23 protein-coding genes, 1 tRNA gene and 1 pseudogene are annotated in these 23,830 nt (G+C 66.3%); 12 read left to right on the top strand and 13 right to left on the bottom strand.

Annotated features, from left to right (window positions below):
* Positions 1-31: 31 nt before the first annotated feature.
* From HV773_RS31495 to HV773_RS31475, 5 genes are all read right to left on the bottom strand, one after another.
* Positions 32-490, bottom strand: coding sequence for a CopD family protein (locus tag HV773_RS31495; RefSeq protein WP_129561507.1), 459 nt, complete (start codon positions 488-490; stop codon positions 32-34).
* A gap of 25 nt (positions 491-515) precedes the next feature.
* Positions 516-2,837 (bottom strand): DNA topoisomerase IV subunit A, encoded by a 2,322-nt coding sequence (gene parC / locus HV773_RS31490; protein ID WP_129561506.1) that lies wholly within the window; start codon positions 2,835-2,837, stop codon positions 516-518.
* A gap of 29 nt (positions 2,838-2,866) precedes the next feature.
* Positions 2,867-4,858 (bottom strand): DNA topoisomerase IV subunit B, encoded by a 1,992-nt coding sequence (locus HV773_RS31485; RefSeq protein ID WP_129561505.1) that lies wholly within the window; start codon positions 4,856-4,858, stop codon positions 2,867-2,869.
* 322 nt (positions 4,859-5,180) lie between these two features.
* On the bottom strand, positions 5,181-7,109 hold the full coding sequence (locus tag HV773_RS31480; protein ID WP_129561504.1) for an ATP-binding cassette domain-containing protein: 1,929 nt from the start codon (positions 7,107-7,109) through the stop codon (positions 5,181-5,183).
* Positions 7,110-7,233: 124 nt separating this feature from the next.
* Positions 7,234-7,647 carry a DUF4399 domain-containing protein gene (locus HV773_RS31475; protein ID WP_129561503.1) on the bottom strand — a complete coding sequence of 138 codons (414 nt, stop codon included), beginning with the start codon at positions 7,645-7,647 and terminating at the stop codon, positions 7,234-7,236.
* A gap of 261 nt (positions 7,648-7,908) precedes the next feature.
* Here HV773_RS31475 and HV773_RS31470 point away from each other — a divergent pair, with 261 nt between their 5' ends.
* The 9 genes from HV773_RS31470 (at position 7,909) to HV773_RS31430 (ending at position 13,912) form a co-directional block, all read left to right on the top strand.
* A complete protein-coding gene (locus HV773_RS31470) occupies positions 7,909-8,091 on the top strand; it encodes a rubredoxin (protein WP_129561502.1) in 183 nt (60 codons plus the stop codon).
* A 168-nt stretch (positions 8,092-8,259) separates the two neighbouring features.
* A tRNA-Arg gene (locus HV773_RS31465) sits at positions 8,260-8,334 on the top strand.
* Between the two features lie 84 nt (positions 8,335-8,418).
* On the top strand, positions 8,419-8,703 hold the full coding sequence (locus tag HV773_RS31460) for a hypothetical protein (RefSeq protein ID WP_129561501.1): 285 nt from the start codon (positions 8,419-8,421) through the stop codon (positions 8,701-8,703).
* An 89-nt stretch (positions 8,704-8,792) separates the two neighbouring features.
* Positions 8,793-9,098 (top strand): hypothetical protein, encoded by a 306-nt coding sequence (locus HV773_RS31455; protein WP_227875366.1) that lies wholly within the window; start codon positions 8,793-8,795, stop codon positions 9,096-9,098.
* A 64-nt stretch (positions 9,099-9,162) separates the two neighbouring features.
* Positions 9,163-10,533, top strand: coding sequence for a DNA (cytosine-5-)-methyltransferase (gene dcm / locus HV773_RS31450; protein WP_129561500.1), 1,371 nt, complete (start codon positions 9,163-9,165; stop codon positions 10,531-10,533).
* Between the two features lie 33 nt (positions 10,534-10,566).
* Positions 10,567-11,016, top strand: coding sequence for a very short patch repair endonuclease (locus HV773_RS31445; protein ID WP_129561499.1), 450 nt, complete (start codon positions 10,567-10,569; stop codon positions 11,014-11,016).
* Positions 11,017-11,171: 155 nt separating this feature from the next.
* The gene (locus HV773_RS31440; RefSeq protein WP_129561498.1) at positions 11,172-11,675 is read left to right on the top strand and encodes a YbhB/YbcL family Raf kinase inhibitor-like protein; all 504 of its coding nucleotides are present in this window, start codon (positions 11,172-11,174) and stop codon (positions 11,673-11,675) included.
* Positions 11,676-11,803: 128 nt separating this feature from the next.
* The gene (locus HV773_RS31435; RefSeq protein WP_129561497.1) at positions 11,804-13,246 is read left to right on the top strand and encodes an MFS transporter; all 1,443 of its coding nucleotides are present in this window, start codon (positions 11,804-11,806) and stop codon (positions 13,244-13,246) included.
* Between the two features lie 108 nt (positions 13,247-13,354).
* Positions 13,355-13,912, top strand: a complete 558-nt coding sequence (locus HV773_RS31430; RefSeq protein ID WP_129561496.1) for a hypothetical protein — start codon at positions 13,355-13,357, stop codon at positions 13,910-13,912.
* 85 nt (positions 13,913-13,997) lie between these two features.
* Here the strand turns inward: HV773_RS31430 and otsA are convergent, their stop codons facing one another.
* The 5 genes from otsA to HV773_RS31405 form a co-directional block, all read right to left on the bottom strand.
* Positions 13,998-15,440, bottom strand: a complete 1,443-nt coding sequence (otsA, locus tag HV773_RS31425) for an alpha,alpha-trehalose-phosphate synthase (UDP-forming) (protein WP_129561495.1) — start codon at positions 15,438-15,440, stop codon at positions 13,998-14,000.
* Between the two features lie 253 nt (positions 15,441-15,693).
* Positions 15,694-15,930, bottom strand: a complete 237-nt coding sequence (locus tag HV773_RS31420) for a hypothetical protein (RefSeq protein ID WP_129561494.1) — start codon at positions 15,928-15,930, stop codon at positions 15,694-15,696.
* A gap of 133 nt (positions 15,931-16,063) precedes the next feature.
* Positions 16,064-16,243: a hypothetical protein gene (locus HV773_RS31415; protein WP_129561493.1), complete on the bottom strand. Its 180-nt coding sequence runs from the start codon at positions 16,241-16,243 to the stop codon at positions 16,064-16,066.
* Between the two features lie 111 nt (positions 16,244-16,354).
* A complete protein-coding gene (locus HV773_RS31410) occupies positions 16,355-17,740 on the bottom strand; it encodes a sigma-54-dependent transcriptional regulator (RefSeq protein WP_129561492.1) in 1,386 nt (461 codons plus the stop codon).
* A gap of 338 nt (positions 17,741-18,078) precedes the next feature.
* Positions 18,079-18,429, bottom strand: a complete 351-nt coding sequence (locus tag HV773_RS31405) for a hypothetical protein (protein ID WP_129561491.1) — start codon at positions 18,427-18,429, stop codon at positions 18,079-18,081.
* Between the two features lie 414 nt (positions 18,430-18,843).
* On the opposite strand from HV773_RS31405, the gene HV773_RS31400 reads away from it, so the two are divergent.
* The 3 genes from HV773_RS31400 (at position 18,844) to HV773_RS31390 (ending at position 21,377) form a co-directional block, all read left to right on the top strand.
* The gene (locus HV773_RS31400) at positions 18,844-19,965 is read left to right on the top strand and encodes a sigma-54 interaction domain-containing protein (RefSeq protein WP_129561490.1); all 1,122 of its coding nucleotides are present in this window, start codon (positions 18,844-18,846) and stop codon (positions 19,963-19,965) included.
* A gap of 339 nt (positions 19,966-20,304) precedes the next feature.
* Positions 20,305-20,817, top strand: a complete 513-nt coding sequence (locus HV773_RS31395; protein ID WP_129561489.1) for a hypothetical protein — start codon at positions 20,305-20,307, stop codon at positions 20,815-20,817.
* 47 nt (positions 20,818-20,864) lie between these two features.
* Complete coding sequence (locus HV773_RS31390; protein WP_129563292.1) at positions 20,865-21,377, top strand: hypothetical protein; 513 nt, start codon at positions 20,865-20,867, stop codon at positions 21,375-21,377.
* 84 nt (positions 21,378-21,461) lie between these two features.
* Here HV773_RS31390 and HV773_RS31385 read toward each other — a convergent pair whose 3' ends face one another.
* The 3 genes and pseudogenes from HV773_RS31385 to HV773_RS37580 all read right to left on the bottom strand — a co-directional run.
* The gene (locus HV773_RS31385; RefSeq protein WP_377731136.1) at positions 21,462-22,835 is read right to left on the bottom strand and encodes an ABC transporter ATP-binding protein; all 1,374 of its coding nucleotides are present in this window, start codon (positions 22,833-22,835) and stop codon (positions 21,462-21,464) included.
* 30 nt (positions 22,836-22,865) lie between these two features.
* Positions 22,866-23,381, bottom strand: coding sequence for an ABC transporter permease subunit (locus tag HV773_RS37585; RefSeq protein ID WP_377731197.1), 516 nt, complete (start codon positions 23,379-23,381; stop codon positions 22,866-22,868).
* Positions 23,382-23,677: 296 nt separating this feature from the next.
* Positions 23,678-23,830: pseudogene (locus HV773_RS37580) on the bottom strand (ABC transporter permease subunit); the annotation flags it as partial.

The raw sequence follows: 23,830 nt of genomic DNA, 5'->3' as shown, positions 1-23,830 counted from the left end.
GCCTGACGCGAAGCGGCAGGTCTGGGGGCGCTCAGAACCCGCGCGACATCACGGCGACGCCGATCGTCACGACGCCCAGCACGAGATTGACGATCACGAGCCGGCGCACGGTGCCCACGGCGCGCGCGCCGTCGGGCCACTTCTGCGCCTGCACCGCACGGCGGATGCGCGGAAACACCGCGAAGCGGATATGGCCAAAGATCAGCATCATGATCACGCCGAGGCCCGCCATGGCATGCAGTTGCCAGGTGGCGTGACCGCCGCCGAATTGCATCAGCAAAAAGCCGCCCGTGAGCAGGATCACGATCACGGAGATGCCCACCCAGTTGAAGAAGCGGCCGAACACCGACTCGATGAGCGGCAGCCGCAATTGCGGCGAGAGGTCTTCTAGTGCCGGACGCAGGCAGAAGTGGGCGAACACCATGCCGCCGACCCAGATGGCAACGCTCAACAGATGCAGAAAGAGCGCGATTTCGATCGCGTGAGCCATGCTTGAGATTCCTTGTAGGTAGAAGTTATTGCGCAAGCACTGGACGCATGCCCGTGATGACCTTGAGCCTCGAATCCGGCGCACGGCCCTTGCGCGCGCGCTTGCCGATCTGCGGCGCGAGCACCGCGCCCGCCATCTGATCCTCGCCCGCCTTGCCGCCGCGGCCCGTGCCTTCGAGCACCACGCCCGCCGCCGTGATCGCGAGCGCCCGCACGAGCGTCTCCTTCTCGTCGAGCTGCATCAGCGTGACGCCGCGCCCGCCGCCCGAGAGCGTCTTCATCTCGTCGAGGCCGAACACGAGCAGACGTCCGCCCGACGAAAGGCACGCCACCTGGATCGCATTGGGCAACATCGGCATCGGCGCGAGCGGCACGCAGCCCTCGTCGATCGTCATGAACGCCTTGCCGGCCTTCACGCGGCTCACGAGGTCGCCGATCTTCGCGATGAAGCCAAAGCCGTTGCTCGACGCGAGCAACAGTTGCTGGTCCGCGCTAGCCGCGAAGTAATGGAGCAGATGCGTGCCCGCTTCGAGCTCGATGAGCGAGGTGACCGGCACGCCGTCGCCGCGGCCGCCCGGCAGTTGCGCGATCGACACCGAGTAGACGCGCCCCTTGCTGCCCCACGCGATGAGCGTGTCGGGCGTGCGGCACTGGAATGCCGCATAAAGCCCGTCGCCGGCCTTGAACGTGAAGCCTTGCTGGTCGAGCCCGTGGCCCTTGAGCGCACGCACCCAGCCCTTCTGCGACACCACCACCGTGACCGGCTCGTCCACCACGCGCACTTCGAAGCTCGCGCGCTTTTCCTGCTGGATCAGCGTGCGGCGGTCGTCGCCATACTGCTTGGCGTCGGCCTCGATCTCCTTCACGATGAGCCGCTTCATCGACGACTCGTTCGCGAGCAGTTCTTCGAGCTTCGCTTTCTCTTCGCGCAGTTCGGCGAGTTCCTTCTCGATCTTGATCTTTTCCAGCCGCGCCAACTGACGCAGACGGATTTCGAGAATGTCCTCAGCCTGGCGCTCGGAGAGCCCGAACGCGCTCATCAGCGCGCTCTTGGGCTCGTCCGACTCGCGGATGATGCGGATCACCTCGTCGATATTGAGGAAGACGATCATCCGCCCTTCGAGGATGTGGATGCGGTCGTCGACTTTGGTGAGGCGATGCTGCGTGCGGCGCGTGACCGTCACGAAGCGGAAGCCAATCCACTCGCCGAGGATCTCGCTGATGCCCTTCTGGCGCGGACGGCCATCGGCGCCGATCATCACGAGATTGAGCGACGCGTTCGATTCGAGGCTCGTATTGGCGAGCAGCGAATTGACGAATTCGCCCTGATCGATCTTGCTCGTCTTCGGCTCGAACACGAGGCGCACCGGCGCGTCCTTGCCCGACTCGTCGCGCACGGCGTCGAGCAGCGCGAGCATGGTCTGCTTGCTCTGCAACTGCTCGGGCGTGAGCGTCTTCTTGCCGAGCTTGAGCTTTGGGTTCGTGAGTTCTTCGATCTCCTCGAGCACCTTTTGGCCCGAGGTGTTCGGCGGCAGTTCGGTCACCACGAGCTGCCACTGGCCGCGCGCGAGGTCCTCGATCTTCCAGCGCGCGCGCACCTTGAGACTGCCGCGGCCCGACTCATAAGCCGCCGCGATTTCCGCGTCGCTCGAAATGATCTGGCCGCCGCCCGGGAAATCGGGCCCGGGAATCTTCTCCATGATCTCGGCATGCGAAAGCTTCGGATTCCGGATCATGGCCACCGCCGCCGCCGCGACTTCGCGCAGATTGTGCGAGGGGATTTCCGTGGCGAGACCGACCGCGATGCCCGATGCGCCGTTGAGCAGCAGCATCGGCAGGCGCGCGGGCAAGGTCTTCGGCTCCTGGAACGAGCCATCGTAGTTCGGCATGAAATCGACGGTGCCCATGTCGATTTCGTCGAGCAGCAGCTTGGCGATAGGCGTGAGGCGCGCTTCGGTGTAGCGCATGGCCGCCGCGCCGTCACCGTCGCGCGAGCCGAAATTGCCCTGGCCATCGATGAGCGGATAGCGCATCGAAAAGTCTTGCGCGAGACGCACGAGCGCGTCGTACGCCGACTGGTCGCCGTGCGGGTGGTACTTGCCGAGCACGTCGCCCACCACGCGCGCCGACTTCACAGGCTTGGCGTTGTCGCCCAAGCCCATCTCGTTCATCGCGAACAGAATGCGTCGCTGCACCGGCTTCTGGCCGTCGCAAACGTCGGGCAGCGCGCGGCCCTTCACCACGCTCACCGCGTAGTCGAGGTAGGCGCGTTCCGCGTAGTGGCCGAGCGTGAGCGTGTCGCCGTCCGGGGCGCCGGTGTCAGTGACTTCAGCAAAAAGATCGTCCATGTTTCAATCGTTCCGTATTCGTGTGCGCGTCAGATATCCGCTTCGACCTCGTTGCCCTTCTCTTCGAGCCACGAGCGGCGCGAAGCCGCCTCGCCCTTGCCCATCAGCATCGTCATGCGCGCGACGGTGGCTTCGTAGTCGAGCTCGCCGAGCGAGATGGGCGACAGGCGCCGCGTGTCGGGGTTCATCGTCGTGTCCCAGAGCTGCTCGGCGCTCATTTCGCCGAGGCCCTTGAAGCGGCTGATGGTCCATTGCGTTTCGCGCACGCCGTCCTTGCGCAGCTTGTCGAGAATCGCTTCGAGCTCGCCTTCGTCGAGCGCGTAGAGCTTCTGCGCGGGCTTCTTGCCGCGCGCGGGCGCATCGACGCGGAACAGCGGCGGGCGCGCCACGCACACGTGGCCGCGCTCGATCAGCTGCGGGAAATGCTTGAAGAACAGCGTGAGCAGCAAGACCTGGATGTGCGAGCCGTCGACGTCCGCGTCCGAGAGAATGCAGATCTTGCCGTAGCGCAGGTTCGAGAGATCGACGGTGTCGTCGGGGCTGTGCGGATCGACGCCGATCGCCACCGAGATGTCGTGCACCTCGTTGTTCGCGAACAGACGGTCGCGCTCGGTCTCCCACGTGTTGAGCACCTTGCCGCGCAGCGGCAGGATGGCCTGGTATTCCTTGTCGCGGCCCATCTTCGCGGAGCCGCCCGCCGAATCGCCCTCGACGAGGAAGAGTTCGTTGCGCGCGATATCGGTCGACTCGCAGTCGGTGAGCTTGCCGGGCAGCACAGCCACGCCCGAGCTCTTGCGCTTTTCCACCTTCTGGCCCGCGCGCGTGCGCGCCTGAGCCTGCTTGATGACGAGATCGGCGAGCTTCTTGCCGTGCTCGACGTGCTGGTTGAGCCACAGTTCGAGCGCGGGACGCGAGAACGACGACACGAGCTTCACGGCGTCGCGGCTATTGAGGCGCTCCTTGATCTGCCCCTGGAACTGCGGGTCGAGCACCTTGGCCGAGAGCACGAACGAGACGCGCGCAAACACGTCTTCGGGCAACAGTTTCACGCCCTTGGGCTGCAGATTGTGCAGCTCGACGAAGCTCTTCACAGCCTGAAAGAGGCCATCGCGCAAGCCGCTTTCGTGCGTGCCGCCCGCGGGCGTCGGAATCAGGTTGACGTAGGACTCGCGCGTGAGCGTGCCTTCCTCGCTCCACGCGACCACCCACGCGGCGCCCTCGCCTTCGGCGAACGTGTCGTCGGTGGTGCGGGCGTCGGCGTAGCGCTCGCCTTCGAAGAGCGGAATCAGCAGCTCGCTGCCGCCCATGCCTTCGAGCAGATAGCCGCGCAGACCGTCTTCGTACTTCCACGAGAGGCGCTCGCCGGTCTTCTCGTTGATGAGCTCGACCTCGACGCCGGGCAGCAGCACCGCCTTCGAGCGCAGCAGGCGCTGCAGTTCGCCGAGCGGCAGATTGGCCGAATCGAAATATTTCGGATCGGGCCAGGCGGTCACGCGCGTGCCGGTCTTCTTCTCGTCGCGCGCGGCGTTGCGCGTGGCGAGGGGCTTGACGACGTTGCCGTCCGCAAAGCCGATTTCGGCGACCTTGCCGTCGCGCCAGACGGTCACGTCCAGACGCGTCGAAAGCGCGTTGGTGACCGAAACGCCCACGCCGTGCAGGCCGCCCGAGAACGTGTAGGCGCCGCCGGCGGCCTTGTCGAACTTGCCGCCCGCATGCAGGCGCGTGAACACGATTTCGACGACGGGCACCTGCTCTTCGGGGTGCAAGCCGAACGGAATGCCGCGGCCGTCGTCGTCGACGGAGACGGAATGGTCCGCGTGCAGCGTGACGGTGATGTGCTTGCCGAAGCCGCCGAGCGCCTCGTCGGACGCGTTGTCGATGACTTCCTGGATGATGTGCAGCGGATTCTCGGTGCGCGTGTACATGCCCGGCCGTTGCCGGACGGGCTCGAGGCCCTTGAGCACCTTGATCGACGCTTCGCTATATCCAGCGTTTGCAGCGTTTGACTTCTTCGTTGCCATGGTGATCCGCAGGGGGTTGTCCGCGCGCTTGTCCACAGGTCCTGTGGACATCTGCGGGGAAAACGCGTTGAGTGTTCAAAAAAACCGTGTCGAAACAACGGGGTGAGCGCGCTGCACACCACCTGGTCAAGCCGGTGCAAACCTCGCCGGGCTGGCGCGCGCTCGCGCAGTCGCTCCCGCAGTTGTTCGAATTCGCGAGGTATTGTACTGATTTGGGCTTGCGCGGCAATTTGGAAGGAGGTGGCTAGCCGAACGGATGAGTGCACGATAACTGCCCGGCAAAGAAAAAAGCGGCCCTCAGGCCGCCTTCTCTCGCATCACCTCACTTGCGCTTGCTCTCCAACTCCTCCCACCGCTCCAGCGCAACAAGCAATTCCTCGTCGATCGCCGCATAGCGCTCGGTCAGCCGCGCACCCTCCTGCGCATCCTTCGCGAAAATCGAGCCGTCCTCGATCTTCGCGCCGATGGTCTTCTGCTCGACCTCCAGCGCTTCGATGCGCTTGGGTAGCTCCTCGAGCTCGCGCTGTTCCTTGAACGACAGCTTCACGGTGCGCTGCGCATTGCGGCCCGCCGCGCTGTCCTTCGGCGCGGCAGCGGCAGGCGCCGCTTCCTTGGGCGCACGCGCCTCGGCAATCTCCTGCGCGCGGGCGCTCTGGGTCTGCCAGTCGGTGAAGCCGCCCACGTACTCGCGCCAGCGCCCCTCGCCCTCCGACGCGATCACCGAAGTCACCACGTTGTCGAGAAACGCGCGGTCGTGGCTCACGAGCAGCACCGTGCCGTCATAATCGGTCAGCAGTTCTTCGAGCAGTTCGAGCGTGGGGATGTCGAGGTCGTTGGTCGGCTCGTCGAGCACCAGCACGTTCGCCGGGCGCGCAAAGAGACGCGCGAGCAGCAGGCGGTTGCGCTCACCGCCCGACAGCGACTTCACGGGCGAGCGCGCGCGCTCGGGCGCGAACAGGAAGTCGCCCAGATAGCTCATCACGTGCTTCTTCGCGCCGTTGATCTCGACCCAGTCGCTGCCCGGGCTGATGGTGTCGGCGAGACTCTTTTCAAGGTCGAGCCGCGCGCGCATCTGGTCGAAGTACGCCACCTGGGGGTTCGTGCCCACGCGCACGGTGCCCGTATCGGGCTTGAGCTCCCCGAGGATCAGCTTCAACAGCGTGGTCTTGCCCGCGCCGTTCGGACCGATGAAGCCGATCTTGTCGCCGCGCATCACGGTGCCCGTGAAGTTATCGACGATCGTGCGATCGCCATAGCGCTTCACGACATCGGTGAGTTCGGCGACGATCTTGCCGGACTTCTCGCCCTGCGCAACGTCGAGCTTCACGTTGCCCTGCACGTTGCGGCGCTCGGCGCGCTCATTGCGCATCTGCACGAGCCGCGCGATGCGCCCGACGCTGCGCGTGCGGCGCGCCTCCACGCCCTTGCGGATCCACACTTCTTCCTGCGCGAGCAGCTTGTCGAACTTCTCGTTTTCCACGCGCTCGACTTCGAGCTGCTGCGCCTTGCGCTCTTGGTACTGCGAGAAGTTGCCCGGATACGAGAGCAGCTTGCCGCGGTCGAGCTCGACGATGCGCGTGGCCACGCGGTCGAGGAACGCGCGGTCGTGGGTAATGAAAAGCAGGCTCGAACGCTGCGCGACGAGCAGTTCTTCGAGCCAGCGGATGCCGTCGAAGTCGAGGTGGTTGGTCGGTTCGTCGAGCAGCAGCACGTCGGGCTGCACGACAAGCGCGCGCGCAAGCGCCACGCGCTTTTGCATGCCGCCCGAGAGCGCGCCCACGCGGACGTCGCCTTCGAGGCCGATCTGCGCGAGCGTGGTCGCGACGCGCGTGCGCCAGTTCCAGGCGTCGGCGTGATCGAGCGACGATTGCAGCGCATTCATGCGCGCGAGCAGCGCATCGTGTTCCGCGCCTTCGGGCGTGTCCGCCAGCTTGTGAGCCACTACGTCGAATTCGTCGAGCAGCGTGCGCACGCCCGCGAGCCCCGAGGCGACGGTGTCGAACACGGTGGCATCGGCGTCGAAGTCGGGCTCCTGCGGCACGTAGACGGTCGAGAGATCCTGCTGGCGCGTGACGAGGCCGTCATCGGGTCTGGCGAGGTCGGCGACGATCTTGAGCAGCGACGACTTGCCCGCGCCATTGCGTCCGATCAGCCCGACGCGCTCGCCGGCTTCGAGCGAAAAGTCCGCGTGATCGAGCAGCGCGACGTGGCCGAACGCGAGTTGCGCGCCGGTAATGGTGTAAAGCGACATGAATGGAGAGCGTTGCCTGCGTTGGAGAGCAAGCGCGTATTGTACCGGGGCGCGCGCTGGGCACATGGAGGCACCGCGCTGGCCCCGTTGCGGCGAGGTTCGCGGACGTAGCCGCCCGCGTGGCCTACTTCACATGAACCGTGATCGTCTGGCTCCACTCGGGGCCATACGACTGATGCGCGCCGTTGGCGAATTGCGCCGTGAGCGTGTGGTCGCCGGGCGGCAGCGTGACGTCGGCTTCGGTCTGGCCTTTGCCGTAGTGGATCGACTTCTCGTTGGCCGGCACGACCGTGCCTTGCGGGAGCGCCGCGCCGTCGATCAGCAGATGGTGGTGCCCGGTGTTGGGCGTGGTCGTGCCGGCGGGCGCAACCGTCATGCCATCGATACCGAATTTCACGTGCACCGGGTTGCTCACCGTCGCGTCGTTCTTGGGCTCGACGAAGTAGACGCCCTCGGCGCGCGCGACGCTGCTCATCGCGACGAGTGCCGTCGTCGAAGCCATCAGCGCTGCGCCGGCCAGCCATGTCCTTCTGGTCATTGTTCGCTCCTGTGGGATTGCTCGGTGGGGTGATCAGTGGGTTGCGGCGCGATGCGCCCGCGTCCCAGCATACACCGCAAGAACCACGCCCCGCGGCGCGGGTGCGTCGTTTCCGGTAACATCGCGGGTCGCCGACCACCCCGCCCCGGCAAGCGATACGGGGGTTCACGGGGCCATATGGTGGACAAAGCGGTGGACAAAGAGCGGTGGACAAAACCGGCGTGCAAAACCGCGTCGAACCCGAACGAAAAGGTGTGTGTTGTGAGCGAAGTGATCGAATACAAGAGCTGGGTCTGCCTGATCTGCGGCTGGGTCTATAACGAAGAAGACGGTCTGCCCGACGAAGGCATCGCGGCAGGCACGCGCTTCGCGGATATCCCCGACGACTGGCGCTGCCCGCTGTGCGACGTGGGCAAGGCCGACTTCGTGGCCGTGGAGTTCTGACGGGCACGCCTAGTGGCGCACGGCGAATAGCGCGGGACGACGTTTTCGAGGTGTGTAGCGTTTGTTATACTCTTGCGCCTGCACAGACTCCGCGCCATGACGGGTGACTTGGGAAACATGGCGATCCAGCGGAGTGGGGATTCGTGCTCCCCGCAGCGGATTTGACGGCTCCCTGTAGTTCAATGGATAGAACAAGTGCCTCCTAAGCGCTAGATGCAGGTTCGATTCCTGCCAGGGGGACCAGCCGACCGCACCCATCCCCGCCTCGCCGCTCACCCGTGCCCACCTCGCAACACTCGCAACATCCTCACTCCAGGCAGATCCCGCATGGACATCAACAAGCAACTCGCCGCCCTCACCCATTCCGAACTGCAAACCGCAGGTGCCAGCCAGGCAAGCGCCATCGCCGTGAGCGTCCTGCTGCGTCATCTGAGCTCGCCGGAACTCGTCAAGCTGCTGTCGTCGGCGTTCGAGAATCATCAGGCCGTGATGCTGCAAACGCCCTGGCCCGAGCAGATGCTCAATTCGTTCGACGCCACACGCCGCTTCCTCGAAGCCGCTGCGCAAGGGCCCTCGCCCACGCCTGACACGCCCGACACGCCGGCCGAATAAGCCGCCTGCCCGCAGCCACGTCCGACTGCGGGTAAACATGGGGCCGTCCGGCCCTAAAGCCTGGGCCGGAACTGTCGTAATCACCGGGCATGGACACGCTACGCTCCCGCCCGCCCGGCCACTTGATGTCGGGTCTCCTCGATCAGGATATCGCCCATATTCGGCGCGTCATGCCGCTTTCGCTCTCGGGCGACCTCGGCGGTCCGATCCTCTCCCCATCCTACTGGCGCACGCGCCTGCACCGGCTGCTCGACACCGGCCATGTCAATAAAGGCCAGCTCGCCGATATCGACAGCCTGCTGCTCCAGATCGCACTGCACGAACTGAACGTCGCATCGGCGGCGGTGGCGGCCACTGCGAAGCGCGCCGTCGGCAACGGTGCTGGCCGCCACTAGTCGCGTTTAGTCTCTAGTCCGCCACGCGCGGAAGTCCTGGTGTCAGGGTCGTCCATCGGACATAATGTCCGCTAAAATACCCAGAGAGGACTTCGTGCACCCGGCCCATTCGCGAGACCTGCTCCAGCAGGCACGCCAGCGCTTCACGCAGCAGCAGATCGCCGCCCACGTCGGCAAAGACGTCAAGACCGTGCGCCGGTGGGAAAAAGGCGAGACGCCTTGCCCCGCTATGCTCGACGCCGCATTGCGCGAGCTTTTGCATAGCGCCGAAACGGGCTCTGGCTCCAACGCGAAATCGCCCACTCGGCGCGCCGCGCGCTTTCGCTTCGTCGATCTGTTCGCGGGCATCGGCGGCATTCGCAAGGGCTTCGAGGCGCACGGCGGCACCTGCGTCATGACAAGCGAGTGGAATCCGTTCTCGAAGAAAACCTATCTGGAAAACTACGCGCAGACGGATGGTGAAGGCCATGCGTTCGTGGGTGACATCGTCGAATTTCCCGCCGCCGAGGTGCCAGACCACGACGTGCTGCTCGCGGGATTTCCATGCCAGCCGTTCTCGATCGCGGGCGTTTCGAAGAAGAACGCGCTTGGCCGTCCGCACGGTTTCGAGTGCACGACGCAAGGCACGCTGTTCTTCGACGTCGCTCGCATCATCGCCGAGAAACGGCCCGCCGCCTTCCTGCTCGAGAACGTCAAGAATCTCCTTTCGCACGATCACGGCCGCACCTTCGACGTGATCCTGCAAGTACTGCGCGACGAACTCGGCTACGACGTCCACTACCGTGTGATTGACGGGCGCCATTTCACGCCGCAGCATCGCGAACGCATCATCATCGTCGGCTTTCGCGAGCCCACACCATTCACGTGGGATGCGCTCAGCCTGCCCGAGGAGGGTCCGCGCCTCGGTTCGATCCTGCACCGCACCGACGGCAGCGAGCCCGTCCTGCCATGGGACGGAGAGCGCTTCTTCGACCACACGGCGCGCCAGGTCCAGCCGAAATACACCCTCACGCCAGGGCTCTGGGCCTATCTGCAGCAATACGCGGAAAAGCACCGCGCAGCCGGCAACGGCTTCGGCTACGGCCTCGCGTTTGCGGGAAGCGTCACGCGCACGCTCTCCGCGCGCTATCACAAGGATGGCAGCGAGATCCTCGTGCATCAGGGCGAAGGCCTGCGTCCGCGCCGCCTCACGCCGCGCGAGTGCGCGCGCCTGATGGGCTTTCCCGACACCTTCCGCATTCCGGTGAGCGACACCCAGGCGTACCGGCAATTCGGCAATAGCGTCGTGATGCCGGTGATGCGCGAAGTGGCGCGCACGATGATGCCGCATCTCGATGCGGCGCTGGCGCGCGCGGCGGCTGGGTCCGCTGATTCGTCGCCGGCATCGCCTCCCGTCTCGCCGGCCGCGTCCCAACCCGCGACCGCGCCGGCCTGAGCGCCGGCCCGGGCGAACCGAAACAGGCGCGCCATGGTCGACGTCGTCGACACCGCCACGCGCAGCCGGATGATGTCGGGCATCCGCGCACGCAACACGAAGCCCGAAATGCTGGTGCGCAGCCTGCTGCACCGGCGCGGCTTTCGCTTTCGGCTCGACGTGCGCGAGCTGCCCGGGCGCCCCGACATCGTGTTGCCCCGTTATCGCGCCGTGGTGTTCGTGCATGGCTGCTTCTGGCACGGGCATCAATGCGCGCTCTTCAAGTGGCCGGCCACGCGGCCGGAATTCTGGCGCGCCAAGATCGCGCGCAACCGCACCCACGACGCCAAAGCCCTCGCCGCGCTCGCGGCCCAGGGCTGGCGCGTGGCCGTGATCTGGGAATGCGCGCTACGCGGCGCGACACAGGATCCGCAGGCGGTCGTCGAGCGGCTCGCGCTCTGGCTCGAAGACCCCGCGAGCAGCTGGTTCGAGGCGCGGGCCTGAGCCCCGCTCACGGCTAAAACACGCCCGACACACGGCCATAGCGCCACGCCACGCAGTGATAAACTGGACCGTCCGCCGACGCTCCCGGCAGCGCGGCGCCCGACGTATGACGCCCAGCGCATCCATTTCAGAATTGAACGAGAAGGAGGCAACCGATGGCTGATTTTCGACTCTGGTCCGATGACTTTCCGAGTAACGGCTTCATGCCAAAGGCGCAGGAATTCGACGATCGGGCCTTCGGCGTCGATGGCGACAATGTTTCGCCCTCCTTGCAATGGGACGCGCCGCCCGCCGACACGCAAAGCTTCGCGCTCACGCTCTACGACCCGGACGCGCCCACGGGCAGCGGCTTCTGGCATTGGGTGGTCGTCAACATCCCGGCCGACGTGCGCTCGCTCGCGCTCAACGCGGGCAAGGCCGATGGCAGCCTGTTGCCGCAAGGCGCGGTGCAGGTGCGCAACGACTACGGCACGGTCGGCTTCGGGGGCGCCGCGCCGCCGCGCGGAGACAAGCCGCACCGCTACATCTTCCGCATTCATGCGCTGAAGGTCGCGCAATTGCCGGTCACGCCGGAGACCACCAACGCAGTCGCCCGCTTCATGACGCACCTGAACGAAATGGACTCGACCACCTGGGTCGGGCTCTACGAGCTGAAGTAAAGCTGAAGTCATCGCGGCTCGCGTGCGCCGGGCCGCATGCAGTACATCCAGGCGCACCACAACGGACACACCCAGCGAACACACCCGGCGGCGCTCGGCAGGCTTGACGCGCGCCGCCCTTCTCATCAATGCCCACATCCACGCTTGCCGCCTCGCGCGCCGATCCCGCCAACCCCGTCGATCCCTCCGACGACCTCGAGACCGGGCTGCCCTTCCCGCAGCGCTATTACGCGATCCTCGTGGTCGCGCTCGGCATCACGCTCGCGGTGCTCGACGGCGCGATCGCCAACGTCGCGCTGCCGACCATCGCGCACCACCTCAATGCGAGCCCCGCGAGCTCGATCTGGATCGTCAACTCGTATCAGCTCTCGGTGACGATCTCGCTGCTGCCGCTCGCCTCGCTCGGCGACCGCATCGGCTACCGGCGCGTCTATCTGTGGGGCATGGCGCTCTTCACAATCGCCTCGCTAGGCTGCGCGCTCGCGACCTCGCTGCCCGAGCTCGCGTTCGCACGCACGGTGCAGGGCTTCGGCGGCGCCGGCATCATGAGCGTGAACACCGCGCTCGTGCGCATGATTTATCCGCGCGCGCAGCTCGGGCGCGGCATCGCCATCAATGCGATGGTGGTAGCGATCGCCTCGGCGGTCGGCCCAACGCTTGCCTCGGGCGTGCTCGCCATCGCTTCGTGGCCGTCGCTGTTCGCGATCAATGTGCCGATCGGTATCGCCGCGCTCGTGCTGGGCCTGCGCGCGCTGCCCGTCAACGAACGGCACCCCGCGCCCTACGACCTGCTGAGCGCCGTGCTCAACGCCCTCGTGTTCGGGCTTCTGATCTTCGCTGTCGATGGCCTCGGCCATGGCGAGGGCCGCGCGTGGGTCGTGCTCGAATTCGCGGGGGCGATCGTGGTCGGCTGGTTCTTCGTGCGGCGCCAGCTCACGCAGCCCGCACCGCTGCTGCCCGTCGACCTGCTCGCCAATCCGGTGTTCGCGCTGTCGATCGGCACCTCGATCTGCTCGTTCTGCGCGCAGATGCTCGCGTTCGTCGCGCTGCCGTTCCTGCTGCAGGAGACCTTCGGTTTTTCGCAGGTGCAGACGGGCCTGCTCATGACGCCCTGGCCGCTCGTGATCATCGGCGCGGCGCCGCTCTCGGGCGTGCTCTCCGACCGCTACCCGGCCGGCATGCTCGGCGGCGTGGGGCTCGCGCTGTTCGCGCTGGGGCTCGTCTCGCTGGCCTCGCTCGCGACGCTGCACGCGCAGCCCACCATCGTCGAGATCAGTTGGCGCATGGCGTTGTGCGGCGCGGGCTTCGGCATTTTCCAGTCGCCCAACAACCGGCAGATTCTCTCTGCCGCGCCGCGCGAGCGCAGCGGCGGCGCGAGCGGCATGCTCGGCACGGCGCGGCTCACCGGCCAGACGCTCGGCGCGGCGCTGGTCGCGCTGATCTTCGGTGTCGCACCGCAGCATGGGCCGACCGTGGCGCTCTATGTGGCAACCGCTTTCGCGGCCCTCGCGGCGGTCGTGAGCGTGCTGCGGCTCGTGCCGGGGCGCGGCACGCCCGCCGTGGGTCAGTAACACGCGCGAACATGCACTAACATGAATCCATGGCGTCCGGCCCCCGGCATCCGCCGACGGCCCGGCGCCGCTCCCAAGGCGAGTCAACCTTGCAAAGGGGGAATTCCCATGTCTCTGATCGTCGCTGGCCGGTTCACGACCTTCCCCGCCGCCGAAGCCGTGGCCGAAAAGCTGTTCGCGCGCGGCTTCATCGAAGAAGACGTCAACCTGTTTTTCGTCAATCCGCGCGGCATGCACGCGCGCCACACACCGCATCCCGTGCACGTCGACGTCGGGCCGCCGCATCACCGACGCAATCTCGTCATGGGCGCGGTTGCAGGCGCCGTGGTGGGCATCTCGCTGTTCGGCGCGCTGCTCATGGCGTCGCTGCCGTCCACCGTGATCGCGGCGGTCGTGGGCGCGTGGCTGGGCGCGCGCATCGGCGCGGGCTGGCAGCGCCGGGCCGAGCACGAGGAGCGCGTGCATCGTGAAGCGCGCCAGTCGGGCGTGCTGCTCGCGGTGCATGTGAGCGCCGAGAATCAGGCAACGGCTGCGGAAGTTTTGCGCGAGGCCGGCGCCGATGATCTCGAACGCGCCTCGGGGCAATGGAACGGCGGCCACTGGGCAGACTTCGACCCGACCCAAACACCCACGCCCTACGGCCAGGCGAGTGCGCAGCGGGCCTGAAAACGCCGGCTGCCGATGAAAGCCAGCGGGACATCGAGCACGGCGCCCGACCGTGCCCGAATCGCCATGCTCACCGTCGGCGCGCTCAGTTCGCCTTGCTCGTCGTAGCCGCTATCACGGGCGCGGCGCTGCGCGCCTTCGCGGTGATGGAAGCCGCCGTCGCCACGCTGCGCAAGTCGGCGAGGAAGGTGTCGCGCCACACCGAAAGATTGTTCTCGCGCAGCAAAGCCATCATGTCCTCGTAGCGCGACCGGCGCTCCGCGTGCGGCATCGAGAGCGCGCGCTCGAGCGCCTCGGCAGTCTGGTTCAGATCGTAAGGATTCACGACAAGCGCGCCCGGCAACTGCTCGGCCGCGCCCGCGAACTGCGAAAGCACCAGCACGCCCGGATCATCGGGGTTCTGCGATGCCACGTACTCCTTCGCAACCAGATTCATGCCGTCGCGCAACGGCGCCACGTAGCCCACCTGCGCCTGGCGGAACAGCGCCATCAGCAGATCGCGCTCGTACTTGCGGTTCAGGTACTGGATCGGCGTCCAGTCGAGCTGCGCGAAACGACCATTGATGCGGCCCGCCTCGCCTTCGAGATTGCGGCGGATCGCCTGATAGGTCTGCACGTCGGAGCGCGTGGGCGGCGCGATCTGCAGGAGCGAGACGCGGCCATGCCAGCCCGGGCCGTTCAGCAGCATGCGCTCGAACGCCTGGAAGCGCTCGGCGAGCCCCTTCGAATAATCGAGCCGGTCGACGCTCATGATGAGCTTGCGCCCGCGCATCGCGTCGCGCAGGCTCTTCACCGGCTTGCGGTCGGTGAACTGCTCGGCGGACTTCGCGATCGCCTCGGGATAGATGCCGATCGGGTAGGTGCCCACCTTCAGGAAGCGGTCCCATGCGTGGACCATGCCGTCCTCGCTCGACGTGCCATGGCCGCCGCGCTCGACGTAGTCGAGGAACGCCTGGCGGTCGGCGTCGGTCTGGAGGCCCACCACGTCGTAGTCGCACATGAAGCGCATCAGCTCCTCGTGCGGCGGCACCGAGCGCATCACTTCCGGCACCGGCAGGGGAATATGCAGGAAAAAGCCGATCGGGTTCTTCACACCGAGCTCGCGCAGGCTGCGCGCGAACGGAATCAGGTGGTAGTCGTGCACCCAGATGATGTCGTCGGGCTGGAGCAGCGGCCGCAGCTGGCGCGCGAGCGTCGCGTTCACGCGCAGATAGCCGCTGTATTCCTGGCGCTCGTAGCGCGCGAGGTCGTTGCGATAATGGAAGGTGGGCCAGAGCGTCGTATTCGAGAAACCTTTGTAGTACTGGTCGTAGTCGCGTCGGGTGAGGCCGACCGTGGCGTACGTGACGCTGCCCTGCTGCTCGATGACCGGGGCCGCCTGCTCCGTCACGGTCTCGCCGCTCCAACCGAACCAGACTCCGCCGGTTTCCTTCAGCGCGTCGAGAACGCCGACCGCCAGCCCTCCGGCTGCGGGACGCCCTTCCTGTGTCGGTGCAACGCGATTCGATACCACGATCAGTCTGCCCATTACGGGTGTACCTCCTGTTTCGTTGGGTCCGGGGGACGGTGCATCGACAACTCATGCAAGAGTCGTGCCTCCCCTGATCCCAAGTGCGAATCCGGGCGATATCGGGCTCGCGCGGCAAGCGCGAGCCGCAGCTGTGCGACGGCCCGGACTGAACCGGTCCCATCACGCGCTTAATAAGCCGTTTCCGGCGCAGTGTCAGGCGGGATGTCGCGAGGCGCTGGACGCCCCACGCGCGCCCAGCGACCCCGGCCAATCAGGCGTCCTGCTCGGACCCCAGATCGCGCTGATAGTCGAGCCCCTCCGCGCGCGCGCCGCCCTGGTTGTATTCGCCATCGGGTGGCACGCCGGGCGCTGGGCGATTCTGCCCGGCGGGATCGTGCATGGTGCCGGAAGCCAGATTGGCAGCGGGATCGCTGCTCTTGTCCCCGGCGTCGCGCGGGCCGCGCTTGCCCGTGTAGCGGGCCGAACGGCGCATGGCGGGATGTCTCATGTCGATGCCTCCTGTAACCTCGGCCGCGAACCCGCGGCGAGGCGGCGGTGTGCTTACAGTCTAGGGGCCGTCGCGTGAAAATGCCGGTAAAAATGGCGAAGCGTTTGTAACCCGTACATAAAAAACACGAGCGTCAGCGAACTTGACGTGGCGGTCCATCGGCGCGCGGCCCTTCGTCGGGCTCGGGTGGCGGATCGCCGATGGGCGGCGCGTCGGGCGCATCGGGTTCGCCGGGCGGGGGATCGTCGGGCTGCGGGGTATGCGCAAGCGAGGGCGGCATGCGCGGAAGATCGGGAAATCGGCAGGTCAACATCGGTTGCTCCTCGTGAGGTTACACAGAGCAAGTCACAAACCACATGCCAGCGCACGTACCCGTGCAGACCCGCGCGCACGGACGCACACGGCCGTCACCAGGTGCAGGCGCTCAGCCACCGCCCGCAGCGCGCGCGGGCGCGTCGCCCTTGCCGCTCTCGTTGCCGTACTCGACGAGCCGGTTATAAAGCGTCTTCAGGCTGATGCCGAGAATCTCCGCCGCGCGTGTCTTCACGCCGCCGCACTGTTCAAGCGTTGCGAGAATCAACTGGCGGTCGGCATCGGCAAGCGAAGTGCCGAACGGAATCGTCACCGCCGTGCCCGCCACGGGCTTCGAAATCGAGATCTGCAGCGGCACAGCGGCCGTGAGTTCGCCTTCAGCGCCGGCCATGATGTGCGCGCGTTGCACGTAGTTCTTCAGTTCCCGCACATTGCCCGGCCACGGGTAGCCGGCCAGCGTCTCGCGCACGGCCGCCGGGAACTGCTTCTTCGTGCCGTGACGCTCGTTGAGCTCGTCGAGGAACGCCTGAGCGAGCAGTTCCACGTCCTTGCCGCGCTCGCGCAGCGGCGGCAGGCTGATCGGAAACACATTCAGGCGGTGATAGAGGTCGAGCCGCAGCTTGCCCTCCTCAACGGCCTGCTCCGGGTCGCGGTTGGTCGCCGCGATCAGGCGCACGTCGGTCTCGATCTCCTTGGTCGTGCCCACGCGCATGAACATGCCGGTCTCCAGCACGCGCAGCAGCTTCACCTGAAGCTCGATTGGCATTTCGGTGATTTCGTCGAGAAACAGCGTGCCGCCGTTCGCGCGCTCGAAATAACCCTTGTGCTGACGATCCGCGCCCGTGAACGAGCCACGCTCGTGGCCGAACATCTCCGACTCGATCAGGTTCGGCGAGATCGCGCCGCAATTCACGGCGAGGAATTCGTGCTTGCGGCGCAGGCTCAACTGATGGATGGTCTGGGCCGCCACTTCCTTGCCCGTGCCGGACTCGCCCACGAGCATCACGGACGCGGGCGTGGGCGCGACGCGGCCGATCTGGTCATAGACCTCCTGCATCGCCGGCGAATTGCCCATCATGAGACCGAAGCGCCCCATACGGCGCAGCTCGCCGCGCAGCGTGCCGATCTCGGCCTTGAGGTCGCCCGCGCGCGGCAGGCGGTTGAGGATCGCCTTCACGCGCTGAAGGTTGATCGGCTTGACCAGATAGTCGATGGCGCCCGACTTGAGCGCATCGACCGCCGTTTCCACACTCGCGTGACCGGTGATGACAACGAGTTCCACGCCCGAGCGCGGGTCGAGGTCCTGGAACAGATCCGTGCCGCTGCCGTCGGGCAGCTTCAGGTCGGTGAAGACGACATCCGGCATCTGCCGGATCAGTTGGATGCGCGCCTCGCGCAGGTCGCCGGCCTGCGCGGTGGTGAGTCCGTCTTCGGCCACCACGGCGGCGAGTGCTTCGCGGGTTTGCGCATCGTCATCGACAATCAATACATGTGGCATCGCGTCTCGTCAGCCCTGAAAGATGAGTGGCTCCCATGCGCGACAGACGCAGCGGCGCGGCAAGCACGGGCCGCGAGGCAGCGTGAGCCGGCGCCGCAAACGTCGCGGCGCATGCTGTCGTGCTGCAGGGGAGTACGAAACGGTCGGGGGCGCTCAAGACGGCGATTGAGCGGTTTTAGCTGCGCTCACGCAACAATACCGCGGCCAGCACGCAACCCGAACCTCGATTGTTGTGGATATGACCATTATAGACTTAATCGAGATAGGCTTGCGCGCGTTTGTCGGTGCACTGCCGCACACAACGGCGCGTGCCGCGCCGCTCGCGCTGGCACACGGCTTCAGTGTCGCGTGACCGGGTCGCCGCTTCCGTGCGGAAACGGCCAGGCAGAGCCCGGTTCGCCGCCCGGCATGCCGTTGGCGCTCTCGCGCGCCGTTTTGCTCACCGTGCGAGCGGCTTTGATCGGGTCGGCCACGTTCGCGCCACTGTCCGAGGCGGCCACCTCCGGCACGCCAGCACCGTTCTCCATTAACGCGCCGCCCTCGCCTTCCCAGCGGCTCAAATCGCGATAGAAACTCTGCCGCTGCATGCGATGCCGTTGCGCCCAGCGCAACGCCAGCATCCCGGCCGTCGCGCCCAGCGCCCCCACTGCAAACAGGGTTCCAATCAGTCCAGGCTTGCTTCTCGCCATGTCGCATTCTCCCAATTTCGTCGCGAGCGTTGCAGGTTCGGAACAGTTCCGGCTGCACTGCCGAGGCGCCATGCAGGACACGCGCCTGCTATAGCGTAGACGCACCGCGCCGCTCGGAGTTGCACAGCATGAGACATGCCTTAAGGCCGGGTCCATTGCCCTGCAAGGCGCGGCAGTGGTTAAATGTTTACGAGATGGAGATTCCGGGGCCGTCGGCGCGGCATCGTCCGCGTGAGTCCTGGACAGCCTGTCAGGACGGCCTGTCAGGACAGCGGGTCGGGACGACCTGCGGTATAACCCGCGATGGCGGCCCGCCGCTCCCGGGCCTCGCCCACGCGCCGTGCCGCTACGAATGGCATCGCGAGCGCTTTCCGGCTTCTGGCCGCACACCCCAATTTGCAGGACGAATACGCCATGGCGTCAATCGAGCCGGGCTTGCCCGCCGCCGAACGAGACGATGAGCGCGCCGAAGGGCGCAACGAGAAGGGCAACGACACGCGCCGCAGCGACCCGGCCGGCTCGCGTGTTGCAGGCTTGCAGTCGTACGGTTTGCTGTACGGCTCGTCGGCGATCATGCAGGAGCTTTACGGGCAGATCGAACGCGTGGCGCTCACCGACGCCACCGCGCTGATCGTGGGCGAATCGGGCACGGGCAAGGAACTCGTGGCGCGCACGATCCACGCACAAAGCACCCGCCGCGACGGCCCGTTCATCGCCGTGAACTGCGGCGCGATTCCCGACGATCTGATCGAAGCCGAACTGTTCGGCCACGAGAAAGGCAGCTTCACGGGCGCCGTGCAGGCCCGCGACGGCCACTTCGAGCACGCGCGCGGCGGCACGCTGTTTCTCGACGAAGTCACCGAGATGTCGCTGCTGCATCAGGTCAAGCTGCTGCGCGCGCTCGAAACCGGCGAGTACTACCCGGTCGGCAGCAACGAGGCGATTCGCGGCGACGTGCGCATCATCGCGGCCACCAATCGCGATCCGGTGGCTGCCGTAAAAGAGAACGCGCTGCGCGAGGACCTGATGTATCGCCTCGCCGTGTTTCCGCTGCGCGCGCCGCCGCTGCGCGAGCGCGAACGCGACCGCGAACTGCTCGCCCAGTTCTTTCTCACCGAGCTCAATGAGGAAGGCGGCACGCAAAAGGTCTTCAGCAAGCGCGCGCTCGAGACCGTGCGCAACTGGTCGTGGCCCGGCAACGTGCGCGAGCTGAAGAACGCCGTGTACCGCGCGTTCATCCTGGCGGAGAAGACGGTCGAGATCGCCCATCCGCAACTCGTGCCGCGCGTGAAGAAGCCCGTCACCCAAGGCGATGCGATGAGCGTATGGATCGGCACGCCGCTCGCCGACGCACAAAAGCAGATCATCCTCGGCACGCTCAAGTACTGCGGCGGCGACAAACGTCTCGCGGCACGCACGCTCGGCGTGAGTCTGAAGACGCTCTACAACCGGCTCGGCAGCTACGGCGCCGAGGACAGCGACATCAGCACGCCCGACGAAGGCGCAAGCGATAGCGGCATGGGCGACTCGCGCTGAACGTTCAAATCGATACGCACACGCCAGCACGCGCATATCGATTCAAAACGCACACGATGGTGGTGCGCGCAAGCATGTCGCGACAAACCACGCACGACGTTTTGCAATTTCTTGCACTTTCCCTATCCCCTTTGTATAGGCCATCCTGCACAATCCGCAGCACCAAAACGTGCTGGAGGCCCGCGCCGGGCAGCTTCCAGCCGCAAGTGGCAGGGAAATGACATGCAAGAACGAAGTGCTCTGGCGTGCAATGCGCCAACGTCGGTTCCGCGAATCGCGCCTTCGGCCATCGCGGCACGCTCCCGCCCCCTCGCTTCGAGTGCCCATTGGCGACGCACGGTGTCGCTCACGCTGCTCGCCGCCGTGGCGAGCCTCGCCTGTTCCGCGTGCAGCTCGCTCTACTCCGAGGGCGCACAGGCGGGCGCAGGCATCGCCGGCGCGGCCATCGCCTCGAAGGTGACGAGCAACGCGGCGGTCGCCACGGGCATTGGTCTCGGCGCCGTGGCCGCCGCGAAGGCCGGCGTGCAGTATTCGGAACGCGTGGTACACCGCAACACCCAGGACAGCATTGCGAAGGCCGCCGGCCCGCTCGACGTGGGCGGCGTGGCGCCCTGGTCCATCACCCATTCGTTTCCCATCGAGGACGATGCGCATGGCCGCGTCACGGTAAGCCGCGCGATCAGCACCGGCGCGCTCGACTGCAAGGAAATCGTGTTCTCCGTCGATCAGGACGCGACCAAGGATGCAGCGGCTTCCAGCGCGTTCTATGTGGCCTCGGTCTGCCGCGACGGCGAGACATGGAAATGGGCTTCGGCAGAGCCGGCGACGGACCGCTGGGGCGCGCTGCAATGAACGGGGCGCACGACTTCGCTGCGCAAGGGCACGCCACCCCGCACGTCATGCCGCGCGCGGCTGCGCGTGTCGTTGCGCTTGCCGCGCTATGCGTGAGCGTCGCACTCGCGTCGAGCGGCTGCTCGTCGATCGGCGCGGCCAGCGGCGCGGCGGCGGCGGCCGCCACCGGCATCGTGACGGTGAATCCAGCGGTGGGCCTGGGAGTGGGTATTGCCGTGCAAGCGGCCACCGACGAGGCGGTCAACCGCTTCATGAAGAGCATGCACGCCGACCAGCAGGAAATGCTCGCGGAAATCGCCGGGCGGCTGCCCGTGGGCGGCATGGACATCTGGCGCATCAAACACCAGTTGCCGGTGGAAAACGGTCACGGCCAGGTGCGCGTAACGCGCGCGTTCGCTTCGGCGCTCGCGCTGTGCAAGGAATTCGTGTTCTCGGTGCAGGACGGCGAAGCCGCCGATGCACCCGAACAGTGGTACACGGCCAGCACCTGCCACGATCAGAGCGGCTGGAAATGGGCGACGGCCGAGCCGGCCGTGGAGCGCTGGGGCACGCTGCAATAACGCCTGAAGCGCGCTTGAAGCTCGTTTGAAGCTCGTTTGAAGCGCGCCTGAATTGCGCGTGGAGCGCGCCTCAATCCAGCCCGATCAGGACTCCACGTCCTCGAGACTGAAGATCTCCGACTGGTCGTTGTACGAGAAGATCTCGCCATAACGGCCCCAGTCGATCACGGTGTCGAGCGTCTCTTCCGCAGCGCCATCCGAAAGGAAGTCCTCCAGCTCCTGCTCGAAGCGCACGCGCGGCGCGCGGTGCCCCGGGCGCTCGTTGAGCACTTTCTTGATGCGCGCCGCGAGCGGCACCTGGCGCAGCAGATGCTCGGCGAACATCATCTTGCGCTCCTGCGTGCCGAATTCGGCGAACACGCGCGCGGGCGGCGTGAGCAGCACATCGCCTTCGCGCACGTCGGCGAACCCGAGGTACTGGAGCACTTCGGCGATCGGGAACAGATCGTCCACTTCGAGATGTAGCGAGCGCGCGATTTCCGGCATGTCGGCGCGGCCGTGATACGGCGCCGCCGCCAGCGTTTCGATCAGACCAGCCATCAGGTTGGTCGACACGCGCGGCAGCCAGCTGCCGAGTTCGAGCCCCTTCCTGGTGGCCTCGCCGGTCTGGCGCGCGGTCATCTTCGCGTAGATGTCGTCGACGAGCTTGCGGAATGCCGGGTCGAGGCGGTTGCGCGGATGCTTGAACGGCACCTTGATCTCGGCCACCACGCGCCCCGGATTGGACGATAGAACGAGAATGCGGTCGCACATGAACACCGCTTCCTCGATGTTGTGCGTGACGATCAGCACCGACTTGATCGGCATGCGGCCTTGTGTCCACAGATCGAGCAAGTCGGTACGCAGCGTTTCGGCGGTCAGCACGTCGAGCGCCGAGAACGGCTCGTCCATCAATAGCAGCGCCGGGTCCACCACAAGCGCGCGCGCAAAGCCCACGCGCTGGCGCATGCCGCCCGAGAGTTCGCGCGGGTAAGCGTTTTCGAAGCCGTCCAGACCGATCAGGTCGATAGCGGCCAGTGCCCGCTCGCGGCGCTCGCGCGTGCCCACGCCCTGTGCTTCGAGGCCGGCTTCCACGTTCTGCAGCACCGTGAGCCACGGGAACAGCGCGAAGGTCTGGAACACCATCGCCACGCCTTCGGCCGGGCCGTCGAGCGGCTTGCCGCGCCAGGTAACCTCGCCGGAGGTCGGCGAAATCAACCCCGCGATGATGCGCAGGAGCGTGGACTTGCCCGAGCCGGAGCGGCCGAGCAACCCGACGATCTCGCCTTCGCGCAGCGAGAGATTGGCGTCGTCGAGCACGAGCAGCTCGCCTTGGGTCTTGTTGAAGCCCCGGCACACGTTTTGCACGCGCAGGATTTCCTCGCCGACGCGCGGCGGGTTCGGGAGGCTCTGCGGGTCCGCGTGCATGCTGCCCGCCGTGGTGCTCATGGTGGTGCCTAGGGTCTTGGGGTTTTGCATCGCTTTACCTTCGAGCCTTCGATTATTCGGTCAGTCGAGCCGCAGCTTGGACTCGGCGTACGTGTAGAGGGGACGCCAGAGCACGCGGTTGAACAGCGTGACGAACAGCGACATGACAGCAATGCCGAGAATGATCTTCGGATAGTCGCCGGCGGCGGTCGTCTGCGCGATATACGCGCCCAAACCGTGCGCGGCGACCTTGGTGTCGCCCCACTGCACGAACTCGGACACGATGCTCGCGTTCCATGCGCCGCCCGACGCCGTAATCGCCCCTGTGACGTAGTACGGGAAAATGCCCGGCAACATCGCCTGGCGCCACCACTGCCAACCGCGGATGCGGAAGTTCTTCGCCGCTTCCTTGTAGTCGTTCGGATAGGCGGTGGCGCCGGCAATCACGTTGAACAGGATATACCACTGCGTGCCGAGCACGATCAGCGGCGACAGCCAGATGTCCGGATTCAGATGGAATCGCACGATCACGATCACGAACACCGGGAACAACAGGTTCGCCGGGAACGCCGCGAGGAACTGCGCGAGCGGCTGCACCTTCTCGGCGAGCGCGGGGCGCAGGCCGATCAGCACGCCGAGCGGCACCCAGATCACCGAGGCAATTGCAATCAGCAGCAGCACGCGCAACAGCGTGATGAGGCCGAGCACAAGCACGTGGCCGACTTCATCGAGCGTGACGCCCGTGCGCACGAACGCGATCACGCGCCAGACCACGTAGACCGTGAGCACGATCACGAAGACGGCCCAGATAACGTCGCCGATCTTCGCGCGCAGGCCTTCGCGGCGCGCCGGAGCCGGCGCCGCGAGGGACGTCAACGACGAAGTCAGCGCGGCGGGCAGCCGGAACGGTACGCGCGCGGCCTTCGCGAAGAACCAGCCCATCGGCACGAGCAGCCGATGAATCAGATGCGTGCGGCGGATCAGGTCGAGCAGCCACGACTCGGGCGCGTCGCCCGAAGCCGTGTTCTCCATGCGGAACTTGTCGG

Source organism: Paraburkholderia caffeinitolerans (assembly GCF_902859945.1).
Classification (GTDB): Bacteria; Pseudomonadota; Gammaproteobacteria; order Burkholderiales; family Burkholderiaceae; genus Paraburkholderia; species Paraburkholderia caffeinitolerans.
The sequence above is the reverse complement of the archived record's forward strand: the minus strand, read 5'-3'. Positions and strand labels throughout refer to the sequence as shown.